Origin of the sequence: Paraburkholderia fungorum, assembly GCF_046026025.1 — a bacterium.
GTDB lineage: Bacteria > Pseudomonadota > Gammaproteobacteria > Burkholderiales > Burkholderiaceae > Paraburkholderia > Paraburkholderia fungorum_E.
The window spans coordinates 24,438-36,223 of the sequence record NZ_JAQQFL010000004.1 but is presented as its reverse complement, the minus strand read 5'-3'; the positions used below and the strand labels follow the sequence as shown (position 1 = coordinate 36,223).

The 11,786-nt window shown below is 52.1% G+C and carries 13 protein-coding genes; 5 read left to right on the top strand and 8 right to left on the bottom strand.

Annotation, left to right across the window (positions count from 1 at the left end; translation table 11 throughout):
- Positions 1-95: 95 nt before the first annotated feature.
- Positions 96-545 (top strand): hypothetical protein, encoded by a 450-nt coding sequence (locus PQR67_RS06280; protein WP_408455974.1) that lies wholly within the window; start codon positions 96-98, stop codon positions 543-545.
- Positions 546-810: 265 nt separating this feature from the next.
- Here the strand turns inward: PQR67_RS06280 and PQR67_RS06275 are convergent, their stop codons facing one another.
- From PQR67_RS06275 to PQR67_RS06265, 3 genes are all read right to left on the bottom strand, one after another.
- The gene (locus tag PQR67_RS06275; RefSeq protein ID WP_408455971.1) at positions 811-2,913 is read right to left on the bottom strand and encodes a P-loop ATPase, Sll1717 family; all 2,103 of its coding nucleotides are present in this window, start codon (positions 2,911-2,913) and stop codon (positions 811-813) included.
- Positions 2,914-3,282: 369 nt separating this feature from the next.
- On the bottom strand, positions 3,283-4,641 hold the full coding sequence (locus PQR67_RS06270) for a relaxase/mobilization nuclease domain-containing protein (protein WP_408455969.1): 1,359 nt from the start codon (positions 4,639-4,641) through the stop codon (positions 3,283-3,285).
- A complete protein-coding gene (locus PQR67_RS06265; protein WP_408455966.1) occupies positions 4,638-5,042 on the bottom strand; it encodes a plasmid mobilization protein in 405 nt (134 codons plus the stop codon). The genes PQR67_RS06270 and PQR67_RS06265 overlap by 4 nt, the downstream gene beginning before the upstream one ends.
- A gap of 321 nt (positions 5,043-5,363) precedes the next feature.
- Here PQR67_RS06265 and PQR67_RS06260 point away from each other — a divergent pair, with 321 nt between their 5' ends.
- The 3 genes from PQR67_RS06260 to PQR67_RS06250 all read left to right on the top strand — a co-directional run bounded on the left by PQR67_RS06260 (position 5,364) and on the right by PQR67_RS06250 (position 8,047).
- Complete coding sequence (locus tag PQR67_RS06260; RefSeq protein ID WP_408455963.1) at positions 5,364-6,188, top strand: hypothetical protein; 825 nt, start codon at positions 5,364-5,366, stop codon at positions 6,186-6,188.
- Positions 6,189-6,377: 189 nt separating this feature from the next.
- Positions 6,378-6,890 carry a hypothetical protein gene (locus PQR67_RS06255; protein WP_408455960.1) on the top strand — a complete coding sequence of 171 codons (513 nt, stop codon included), beginning with the start codon at positions 6,378-6,380 and terminating at the stop codon, positions 6,888-6,890.
- 44 nt (positions 6,891-6,934) lie between these two features.
- Complete coding sequence (locus PQR67_RS06250) at positions 6,935-8,047, top strand: toll/interleukin-1 receptor domain-containing protein (RefSeq protein WP_408455957.1); 1,113 nt, start codon at positions 6,935-6,937, stop codon at positions 8,045-8,047.
- 129 nt (positions 8,048-8,176) lie between these two features.
- On the opposite strand, the gene PQR67_RS06245 is transcribed toward PQR67_RS06250, so the two are convergent.
- Positions 8,177-8,689 (bottom strand): hypothetical protein, encoded by a 513-nt coding sequence (locus PQR67_RS06245; protein WP_408455954.1) that lies wholly within the window; start codon positions 8,687-8,689, stop codon positions 8,177-8,179.
- A gap of 40 nt (positions 8,690-8,729) precedes the next feature.
- Complete coding sequence (locus tag PQR67_RS06240) at positions 8,730-8,924, bottom strand: KTSC domain-containing protein (protein ID WP_286165978.1); 195 nt, start codon at positions 8,922-8,924, stop codon at positions 8,730-8,732.
- A gap of 141 nt (positions 8,925-9,065) precedes the next feature.
- On the opposite strand from PQR67_RS06240, the gene PQR67_RS06235 reads away from it, so the two are divergent.
- Positions 9,066-9,506 (top strand): hypothetical protein, encoded by a 441-nt coding sequence (locus PQR67_RS06235; protein WP_408455951.1) that lies wholly within the window; start codon positions 9,066-9,068, stop codon positions 9,504-9,506.
- Positions 9,507-9,644: 138 nt separating this feature from the next.
- Here the strand turns inward: PQR67_RS06235 and PQR67_RS06230 are convergent, their stop codons facing one another.
- The 3 genes from PQR67_RS06230 to PQR67_RS06220 all read right to left on the bottom strand — a co-directional run bounded on the left by PQR67_RS06230 (position 9,645) and on the right by PQR67_RS06220 (position 11,732).
- Complete coding sequence (locus PQR67_RS06230; RefSeq protein WP_120306227.1) at positions 9,645-9,947, bottom strand: WYL domain-containing protein; 303 nt, start codon at positions 9,945-9,947, stop codon at positions 9,645-9,647.
- Positions 9,948-10,037: 90 nt separating this feature from the next.
- Positions 10,038-11,480 (bottom strand): DNA primase family protein, encoded by a 1,443-nt coding sequence (locus PQR67_RS06225; protein WP_408307591.1) that lies wholly within the window; start codon positions 11,478-11,480, stop codon positions 10,038-10,040.
- 51 nt (positions 11,481-11,531) lie between these two features.
- Entirely contained in the window at positions 11,532-11,732 is a 201-nt protein-coding gene (locus tag PQR67_RS06220; RefSeq protein WP_120306229.1) for a hypothetical protein, read from the bottom strand.
- Positions 11,733-11,786: the final 54 nt, after the last annotated feature.

Sequence of the window (11,786 nt, the reverse complement as noted above, 5' to 3'; positions counted from 1 at the left end):
GTAAATTTCGTTAGATAAGTTTCCAGACATTCTTTCGGTTAATAAATGGATTACGATGCCCGGTTTTAAACGGCCCGAGCCGGATCGCCCAATCCATGCCACAGAATCGCAAAAAACGGCCAGCAACCGGTCAGTCGCCCAGAAAGCCGCTGGGCAAGGCCATGCTATTGCCGCATCCGGCTGCTTATGTGCGCGAGCAATCGTTGCACTGGCATCTTGCTTTAGCAGCATTTCGGGCCGGTAAAGGTAACGGCAATTTGCTCGCGGAACTGGTGAAAGCACTTTATCTGGCCTGGTATCTTCAGGAGGCAGGGTTCGGTGCTGCGAACGACGAGTTGTATCTGGATGCAGAGCGGATTCTGGATGCTGCCGCAAACAATGCAAGAAAGGAAATCTGGGTCATTGAAGAGGCCGATTGTTTGGCGATTACCAGGATTCTTGATCTGCACGAACAACAGCTTTCAAGTGCCCCGGTGTATGCAGTGGCTGAAGCTCAACATCGCGTGCTGCATTTCGGAAAGAGCGACAGGCGGTCGCCGTGGTGAGGGCAAGGAACGCCGCTATCTTGTCCAACTACAAACCGGTTCGTTATGCCGGACGGCTACCTCGGACACCTCAAAGCATTGCTGCATATGGCTGGGTCCAACGTGTCCAACGTGTCCAAGGAAAATTCAAGAATTAGAGTGATAGACTGTGTTTGAGCGGTTGAATCCGCAACCCAACGGAGTCACTCACGGCTTGAAACTGAACGTCTGCCGAATTCCTAATACAGACGCTTGATCCCCGCAGATTTGAATGCTGGGCAGCCGGTCACACCTTGCGACGACTCTTTCTCGTCGGAGCAACATCCGATTGTCCAGAAGCATAAAGTCGGATGTGGGTGTCAAGGTGTTTTTCTAGTTGCTCATCAGCGGTATCGTATTTCTGTGGGCTCCGAAGCTTCGACAGCATCGATACGATAAAGCTTGCAGTCACTTTGATAATCATAGCGTTATGAAGTTGATAGAACTCTCGGAATGCGTCCAAGTCCGCGCCTTTGGAAAGCTCCTTTTTTTTATCACGGCAGATGATTAAGGCAAAACGTCCATATTCGTTGACTAGGTAAGAGTTCGCCTGCCGATACTCGTCGACTCCAAGATGTTCGTAGTTTTTTACTTCGAATACTACTTGACGCGATCCGTAGTCTTCGCGAATCCGCCTCCAAAATCCTTCCGTCGCATTGTTTGTCGCGACGATATCACGCCTAGACGTCGCATTTCCGTTGGGCTTTAGTTGGATGTTGCTTAGCTGTCGCGCAGTGACTAGATCGAGCGCGCGTTTGCACCAGTCTTCGAACTGCGCTGCATCATCCAGTCCGGTGTTAATTTGATTGAGTTCACTAATCATTCTCCCAATTCGTACATCACGTTGCTCCTTAACTTGGGAAGAAATAGTTATCTCGTATTCGTCAAATATCTCTTGCGCATTTACGCCACTAGCACCGTCGTCTTGTATACCAAGTGCGTTCCAGTAGCAAGGATGAACAAGCAACTTCGCACGGGGATCGAACAATCGCTCCGGTTTCTTCCCATCATGGCTAAAGAGGTAGTTGCCCGTTATTTCATCTTCTATGCCAACGAACCCGATTCCGTATAGCGTCTTCAACACTTCTTCCGAACCTCCGAGAATCTTCATATGCAGATACGTGTCGCGGTCTAAGCCCTCTGTCTCAGTGAGCTCATTGAGCGCTGCGACACCCTCCTCAAGCGTAAGCTTCGGTCCGCAGCGACCCACCGCCTTTGTGACCTCGCCGATGCCGGGGAATACAGATGAATATTCTTTCCGGAGATCGTCGTATCGCAACGATGAGATGTGGGTCGCCGAGACCTGTAAATCCTCTGGAATCAGGGTTCGCCGGTCCTGTTTTCGCGCGTTATGAAAAGCGGTGTTCAAGAGTGAAATCAGGTCGCGAGGCCGATACAGCGTCAGATTCAAGCAAGTCCGGAAGCCTTCTCGCCCGTGAAGCTCATTGGATGTGATGCTGTTCCAAAGCTTAATGTCACTTTCAATGTTGAGGCTGAACCCCACCCGCAATCGCTTGCATACGAGGTAGAACAATTCCTGTGTGTCCCAGTGCAAGCGTAGAACGCTACCCTCTACGTTACGCGTGAAGTCTTGATCGGCAACCTGTATCGCGCGGAAAATATTGTCCCTTAGGAAAAGCACAGACTTGATGTTGCTGGTTCGGTTCCTTAGATCGTCGGCCCCGTATATGATGCCGTCAACAATACCAATTCCGATGTCATCGGACTCATACCCCTCGTCCAATCTGTCAACGATCACCATCACCTTCCGATCCAGTCGGGATAGGATTCCGTCAACCTCAGCTACTAAGGCGTTTGCGTCAAGCCGCGACGCAAGCTCCGCTACGGCTTCGTCTGCCGACTCGTCGGGTCGCAAGCATTCCTTGAGAGTTGTTCTGAGGCGGGCAATGATGTTCGATCCGCTTCTCTCCCACTTAAACATCGGGAGCTGCACGTTTGACTCGCTGATCGCTTTTTGAGTTTTGTAATATTTGTGAAGCCGCAAAGCGATTTCCATCGCCATGGCGAATCGCCAAGCGGTTTTGATCGCTGCTCTAACCCTAGTTACGGACGTCCCGAATCGCGCGGCGACCGATCTCAAACCAAAGACGTCCTCCTCTTCGGGGGCAACTACGATCACAAAATATTTTTTTTCTCGCCACTCTTTTTCGAGGCGGTAAGTGAGCGCGCTCTTGCCAGTTCCGCGCCGCCCAACGACAACGAATCTATCGTCAGCTTCGAACAGAATCTTATAGTCTTGCCATTCGAAGAACGCCGCATCAAGCATCTGCTGGTCATTCTCTGCCCGGACATCTCCCAGAACATTAGCGCGATTCTCCAGACTGGACATTGGCCCCTCTTTTTCGTGGTGTTACGCGGCGTTGTTATCGGATTGAAATTGATGCGTGCTTTTATTATATCGATACGCAAATCTGAGGCGGCACCATCTCCGAGACCTTTTGGATCGCAGAAATCAAGCATCTTATCCCAGCATTATGTTCGGCCAAGCTGCTGGAATGCACCCTACCAGACTGAACCCGCCATTCGGCCGAACGGTACGATTGGCGGAAATTGGCGGGCTTCTGGCGAAAGGGCAATCAAGATGCGATGATACTCGAATGACGACAAGACTCTGAATTTCCCCGGCCACGTTGGACACCCTGGACGCGGCCTTATTCGATAAAGGTTTCCGCTGTCCAGTCCGCGCGGCGTCGGTTGGTCAATTTCCCTTCATGCCGGACAGACTGTTCAGTTGGCGAATCCTTGCTTGACCAAGCTGCATCTGCAACCGTGCCTTCTGTTCCATCAGTTTCGCCAGGCGTCGTTCAGCCTCGCTACGCTGCTTCGGTGTCCTGGCCGAATTCATGTCCGCCGTCGCCGCGTTGATGTTTGATTGAACCTCACCAATGGCGGCCTCGATATCGCTGAAAACACCTGAATCGGATGGTGTATCGGCACCGTGCATGGCTTGCTCCCGCATGCTTTGCATACTGCCGATGATGGCGGCCTTGTCGCGGGTGGTCCAGGTGGTCGGACGGGTTGCGTGGACGGCTCGGGCTTCCTGCAATGTCTGCTGAGCGATGAGTTTGATGGCGGTAAATTGTGATTTCATGTTGCTGGTCTCCTTACGGTTTGTTGTTATTGGTTTGTATGTTTGCCGTTCGCGAGCCGCTTTGAACCGATGGCTACGAAGCACGCGGGGTGACAGGTAGGCTTTCACATTGAACTGACGGCGAACTTCAACGAGCTGGCCCAATGTCGTGCATGCCTGCTGGAATTCAGAGGGCGACAGGTGGTGCTCCTGCTTCGCGTTACGGGCAGCAGTGACGAGCTCGGCATAGTTGGAATTTGCGTTATAGAGCGGACCACGAAAGCGTTTGGCCTTTGCCGCACCGGGAAACTTCATCGAAAGATAGTCGCGACCTTTTCTGGTGACTTCAACGCCGTATTGTTCGGTAAGGAACTCGCATAACTGGTCGCGGTTTGCTATCTGTCCGCTACGGATGTCCTTCGTCAGTCGCTTGTGCAGATACATTTTGTTGCTGCGGTCGGTCTTGCCTTCCGGGGTGTGTCGCTCGAAATCGCTGAGGGCAAGCTTGAGCGGATCGGGCACGACCTGGGCATAGCCGAGCTGATGATTCGTCACCTGTGTGAAGGCTTCGTATAGCTGTATGTTTTGCTTGCCCGGCGGATGGATGTTCATTCGCTTGCCGCTGGACATCTCGGTCATGGGGATAACGAAGTGAATCTCGGTGTTACCTTTGTCCAGATGCATGACGAACAGGCAATTGAAGTGTTTCGGTCCAAGGCCGGGGCACACGCTCTGCTTGAACGACTGGATAACCTGCTTCATCTGCTCGCGGGTCGGTTGCTCGTTATCGCGAAACGCAATCGCGCCGGAAACATATTTATGCTTTCGCTGGATGTTGTTGATGACGGCGATAGTGAGGTCGGGACTGCCTTCCAAAACTTCAGGGGCAACGGCACGCCGCTGGCCGGTATGGTCGCGGTCACTCATCAGATAGTTGACAGGGGACTCGCCGCGCGAAATCCCCGCCTTGAATACACGGACGATCATGCAGTGCCCGTGGCTCTCCCTTGCTTCACTTCCTTCCAGACTTCTTCTGCGATGTCCTGAACTTGCATGAGCACCAGCAGGACTTCTTCATCGGGCTCGCGACCGTCCTTCAGTTGCACGGCGATTTCGGCGACATAATTCCCGATGAGGTTGATGGTCTGCAACCATGCGAGTTCATCGTTGCTCGGGTGAGATACGTCGCCCCTTAATCCGGTTTCGCGAAGATATTGGGCGAGGTTGTCGTAACCGGCTGCGATTGCTTTCTCGCCGAGAGTCGTGTGTTCTTGCAGGCTGACACGGATTTCAACCCGTTTGGTTCTTCGGTGGATGTTTCCGTCGATACCGGACTGACCGGCTTGTTTCTTGATTGAGGCGTCGGCCTCGCTGTATTCGTATTGCATTTCGGCTCCTGTAGTTATGGTTATTGGGCCGTGCGTTGCGCTGTCCATGCCTGTATCGCAGGTGTGCTGTTCATGGGACTGGGGAACCCAGAAATATTCTTTAACACGATGACACTGTGAAACTGTGGATATCGTGTTAAAGGTTGAACTTGCTTAGGTTCTGCTCTGTTCGGCTTCTTATATCAATACCGGATTTTTTTGTGATTGCAAGGATCATCCGACAAACGGTAATTCTCATCGGTCCGGCGATCTTGTATCATCAACGGTCGCACTGATTTTCCGCACGCATCGACGAAAAACAGAATAGGCTAGGGGAAACAAATGCTCGATTTCTTACTCAGAAACCAGGACAACCTCATCATTGGACTTTTCTTTCTGCTGGTGGGTTATCCCGTTGGGCAATTGTATTCACGGTTGCTTGGAAGGCAGGAAACACTACCAGCAGCGAGTGTCCGCATCGGAAAGGTAGTTGAAGTTCCGGTGCCGCGTTCCGATTACACCCGACAGAGAAATACGTCGTCTGGCGACGACAGCGATACGATGGTGTTCGGCCAGATCGTTATGGTGTTGCTATGCTTCGGATTCGTATACTGGCGCGAGCAGGTTCTGCTGGCTGCTGTGTCCGTCGTTTGCTTCTCGATCGGGCTGTTCGTCGGTGCGACTCTGTATGCGCACAAGATTGATGCGATTGACCGTAGCGGATGGACCCTGTATCTGCTCTTTACATTCTGTGTCGGCGTCCTGTCTTTCGTGCTGCTTGATTCCGCACTGCGTCCGACTTATGCGCCGCAGGCCTTCGGGTCGTATCAGGACGTATTGAGGCAGGAACGGATTGGCGTGTTTTTACGATGGGTCGGGTGGAAAGACCTGACATGGCTTATCACACATGTCGCGGGTGTATTCGTGCTGTTTTATGTGCAGGTTCGCATGGTGCTTTCGCTCGTCCACTATCTTGCGATGCTGCGCCTTGCTGTCTCTTCGTCCGGCTCAATCGCGCGATGGTTCGCAATTGTGACGAGGAAGTATAGGAATCCGCTCAGGAATTGTTTCACGCTGACTTTGCTAAGCATTCTGTCGTTCCTGCTAGTCAACGGATATGCGTTCGTCTGGTATGAACAACTATTTCAGATGGCACGAGGATTTTAGTGCTTCGCAACGGCGAACAGGGTGGGCATCATCTAAAAGTGCAGTCCGAGCTCGGTGTTAGCGAATTCGCGTGTGCTGTGCAGGTGAACCTTTAAACCAGTGTTGCGGCCTGGTCATCCTGTCACCGGCCGAACCGCATCAACGAAAAATTCTTAAACCCAAAAACGAGACGAAGAAGGGGATGTATACATGGTTTGCAGCGGCGGCTGGTTTGAATGTCATCCTGGGACGGCAGCTTGGGTTCAGGCAGTCGGAGCGATTATCGCGATCTTGGCGGGTGCGTTGTTGCTGCACTACCAGTCCACACTACAACGTAGAAACAGGATCAAAGGACTTGCCGCAATCGTTGATCTTGGAATCAGGGCCGTCACCCGTCGGTTGAGCGTGCCGGACGACGAAATTGCGTTCGATTTCTTTGTGACGTTGAACGCAAAGGAAATTAGATTCGCATACGATACGTTGTGCAAAATCCCTTTGCATGAGATTGAATCCGTGGATGCGGTCAAGCAGGTTGCCGTAATGATTGAGATGACTCGAAGGGTCCTACTCAGGCTGGAGGCCGGTGAGTCGTCTGGCGCGTTGAATCCTCACGAGAAAACATTGGCGGACACTACATTCAAGGAAGAGGTGACTGCGATGCGCGATGCAAGAAAACGACTGAGGGACGTGACTCGTAGTCGCTGGTGGATGTTCTCGTTGTAGCATCCGCAAGTCTTGGCGGAATCGCCCGGACAGGCTGTTTATGCATGGTAGCTATGGTAGATTGCCAATACCCGCTACCGGGTGACCTGAACGCAGGCGGCTTTGATTACATAAAAACGGGGATGACCGACATGGCGGGGAACGAAACTACTGTTGCTGACAATCGTGCTGGCGAAGAGCTGAAGAGCCGAAATGCGCTTGTCTTCATAAGTCACGACACGCGAGATGCGGCGATTGCAGAGGCTTTTAGTAAGCTACTCAGCAGTGTGAGTGCAGGCGTTTTGAAGTCGTTCCGTTCATCGGATAAACGCGGAACTCAAGGAATCGAATACGGGGTGGAATGGTATCCCGAGATCATGAAGAAGCTTGAGACTGCATCGGATGTGGTTTGCCTCTTGACGCCATCCAGCGTGAACCGACCATGGATTCTGTATGAGGCCGGGGTCGCAAAAGGTAAGTTGGACACACCGGTGCATGGCCTGGCTCTGGGAATACCGATCGCGAAGGCAAGCACTGGGCCGTTTGCTCAGTTCCAGAATAGCGATGATGAAGAGCACTCTTTAATCGGCCTAGTTGCCCAACTCGTTAAGCGGATACCAAATGCAGAGCCGGACCAAGATGTCGTCCGGGACCAAGTCGTCATCTTTAAGGCCAAGGTCAAGACGATTCTAGACGGCAATCAGCCTGAAACTGAAGTGAGTAAGGCAGAATCCGACGAGACGTCTGTCGTCAAGATATTTGAAGAAATCAAGTTGATGTATCAGGATCTTCCAAGTCGCGTCGCACATCGTATGGAAAGGCCTCCACCGACGAAGCGATTTCGCCGGTTGCCCCCAAGGATGCTCTCAGAACTTGCGGAACATGCTGGTGGAGATCCTGATGATCCGGTGGCTATCCTCATGGCGGGCAGCTTGTTTCGAGACGACTTTCCGTGGGTCTATGAACTTGCAGTCGAGACATACCATGCCGCTCGTAGCAGCAAGGCAAACCCCAAGGTGAGTGAGCTCGCGAATCGTCTTATGAAGACCGCCGAAATTTCGGTCATGCACCCTGAGATGCACCGGATGTTTGGGCCGGGATCAATCGCTGAGCGGCGACGTGAAGAGTTCGAAGAGTGTCTTCATTTTCTGGGTTATGCGTGCCGACGTTATAGGTAGCGTCTACATGCACTTACGGTTCGTCTCACAGCAACATCAATTGGACAAAGAAGATGAGCCGTTGGATGCGGCTCATTGTTCGATGAGGTTCGTATCGGTCAGCCCGTGGGGCGATGTCGAAGTCAATCGCTACATCCCGCTTTGATAAAGCTCTCGCCACTTGATATGTGGTCCGAGCATGGTTAGCTGACTATCGTCAATAAACCGCCCCTTAACTTCGGCGCGGCAGTCATTGACGTATTCCTTTACCGCAGAAAATATATCGTCGTCTGTCGCATCTCGCGGAATGTCCATTTCGGGCGCAAGCTTCCACGTTCTATACTCAAGCCGCCGCGTCCGAGTCCGCACAATGCGACGACGGTTGACGCCGTAGTATTCGCCGCGAACCTGTGGCCCCAGAAAATGCAGGCGGATGTAGCCGATGATTTCGTTGTATCGCCAGCAGCCGCCGTATGATTTCTCAAAGTGGTCTCTGATACCGGCAAGCGAACCAGGATTCTTCTTCTCGTCTGCACGTCGCCGCTCACTGTATGACGCATCAGGCGGGAACAGTATCCGTTCAACGTGTGCTGCCCGGTCGCTGTAGTATCGATCTTCTGTTATCCGATAGACGGGCAGGTCAAGAAAGTAGCGGACAGTCATATTGAAGGCGTTTTGTCGTCGCGAGGGCTCGGACGTAAAGCTAACAGTGGTATCTATCCTTGATGAAGTTGTTGTAGTAGCTGCCCATAGACGATGCACTCATCAATCCGCGATAGACTTGGTCTGGAACACGACAAAAGTCGTATGTGTGTCCTTGCTGAAACAATATCGTCATCCGCATGCTTGCCGCATCATAGCCCACCGCGCGAATCGCGCTTGATCTAACGGGAATCATTTGCATTTTGGGTCTCCAGCGTTCACCGATCAGATTATGCTTCGATCTTCTTCGCGCAGTGGATTTATTTAATTGCTCGCATTCCAGGATCCAGCATACATGAATTTTAGCCATGGCCACCAACCTAGTTTGGCGACGAAAATGAGCAGCAACATAGACGATTTCAACATTGCCGTCGCCACGATTCTTGCCGAGCTCTATCGCAATTTCCCCAACAAGATTTCTCTGTGCGCCGGTGACTTTCCGATGCCACCGGATTCGCGCGCCTCAGAGGATGACGAGCAGCGGTGGCAGGATGAAATGAACCATTGGTTCTATCTGGTTGACCTCTACAATCACACAGCATATTTTTTGCTTGAAGAAGGCTACATCCGTGGATCGATTACCCCGACATACACACCGGTTAGTGGCTGCTGCTTGACAAGCAAGGGGCTCGCGGCGCTTCAGAAAATTCCCAGATCGCTGAAAGAAAGGAACCGAAGCATCGGCGATGTGTTCCTCGATGTCGGAAAGGATGCTCTTAAAGATGGGGCCAAAGAACTAATCAAGTCCTCGGTGCTGTCCCTGTTGTCGGGGCATTAGTGAATAACCCTGGACACGTTGGGCACCTCGGACCCAGCCAAGCGCGACAGGGGTTTCAACTGTCCAGCATGCTGAATCACCCGGACAATAAAAAAGAGCCGTTGGACACGGCTCTTTGTTCACTGGGTTCATGTTGGATTAGTCCACGATGGCAATGTAGCGATCCCACTTGTCCGGTTCGGACTTCAACCGGCTCTGCTCAAACGACTCGTCTAACACCCGCACATAGACCATTTTGTCCGTCTTGAACTGTCGCCAATTCGTGTTGCCGCTGCCGTTGCTCTTACCCTTCACCTGGTAGCCGAGCAATCGTGTTTCGCCATCATCCACACCATAGACATGCGGCTCAACACAGCGGTGATGCCCTTCATAGTAGAAGCCGATGAGCTTCTTTTCGAGAATTGCACGGCAGATAGTATCTTCGTTTTTTATAGTACTCATTTTGGTATCCTTATTTAATTTAGAGTTTGTTTTCCTGCAAGGCCATGATGAACCTACACCACAGCCTGACCTACACCTTTTCTACACCTGTCAGAACGGGCAGTCCGCCATGACATCCTGTTCATTCGCTTCAGCCTGTTCATCATCGAATCGTCCCATTGCCACATTTACACAGCGGACACGGTGCTTTTTGCTACCCGTTCCGAGCGTGACCCGTGTATCGGTGACACCCGGAAGCTGGGCATTCACCCGTTTATAGAACTGCGACATGTTGCAGGCGGGAAACCCGCTGTCATGGCAATATTCCTGATAGCTTGCATAGAGGTCCATCTTGTTGGTGGCGACAGAGCTATCCAGTTGAACCCCAGCCATGTCCATCCAGCTTGCCACCGTGTTCGAGTCCTGAACCGCTTCCTGCTTTGCCAATTGAACCCGCTCGGGAACAGCAAAGCCACCGCGTTTGGCTAGTCGTTGCAGACCGGCAAGTGCCCAGTCCAGCACAATGTGCAGTTCGTTCTTGATAATCTTATTGTCCAGATCGTGGATGATGTCTTCGCCCTTGACCTGCACATTCCATTCGATGATCTGGAATCGCCGCCACCAGCCCTCGGAATGGTCCCCGATGGACGGCAGGTGGTTGCCACAGATAATCCACTTCGCCATCGGTGTGTAAGTGAACGAGTCGCGGTATTTGGGGTTGATCTCAATCGCACCCATCGAAATCAGCGACTTCAGGGCCTGCTGGTTAACCTTGCCTTTCGGGGTTTCGTCGCAGACTGCCAGTGATGCCCCGACCAAGGCTGTCAGGTCAAATCCGTCCAGCTTGTCCAGTCGCATTGCGACCGCCTTCTCATGCAAGGCACGGACGATGTTCAGTAACACGGACTTGCCGTTGCTGCCTGCGCCGACCCAAAACTGGGCGGTCTGGTAGTTCGCATTGCTCAGGCTGTAACCAATGTATTCCTGCACCAGTTCACGAACGGCAAGGTCTGGCAGCGATGTCGTCAGGTAGCGGCCGAACAGCGAGTCCTCGGGCACTTCCTTCGGCCAATACAGGCCGGGAAACGGCTGATCGTTGAGCTTGACCTGATGACAGACCCCCATGCGGCGGCTAGGCATGTTTGCCCACCAGTCGAACTGGTCGTCAAGGGTGAACCAGGCACTTTCAGTCGGAATGACGATGTGGTCTGGTTTCGGCGGCAACTTGCTCGCGAGAAGAATCGCGGTTTTAATACAGCTACGGGCGGTATCAGCCGTCGCTCGTTGGCGGTTGTTCAGGCGAAGCCATTCCAAGGCATGCTGCATCGCATCCGTGTCTGATTGCAGGTGCCAGTGACTTCCGGTCCAACAGTAGAGCTGCTTGTCGGCTGTCGCGATGTTTTTGTTGCCCGCACACTCTTCCGCATAGCGGATTTCCGGCGCATCCATCATGTTTTTCTTGGCCGGTGCGGTCGGGGCGAGTTGCAGTGCTTGCGAAATGCTTCCAATGACCGGGGTCTTGATGGTGGTGTTTGCAATTTGAATTGTGCTCATGGTTTCCTTTCTAAGAGTTATCGGGTATAAATTCGTTTAATCGTTTATAGGTTATCGCTCAATGCACTGAATGGTTTTCAGGGTGAGTTCCACATCTTCTAGCTCTTCCTCTACTACATACTCTGCCCAGCCGTCTGGATACCGTGCCATAAAATATCGTTCAGCATCAGCCATTGTTTCAGCCGCAACATGATAGACGCTGGAATAGCGGGTTACCCGTTCGGCTTTAATTTCAAAAGTAATCAGTTTCATTTAATTTTTCCTTTAATAAAATTAAGCGTTATTGCTTAATATACGGCGATTATT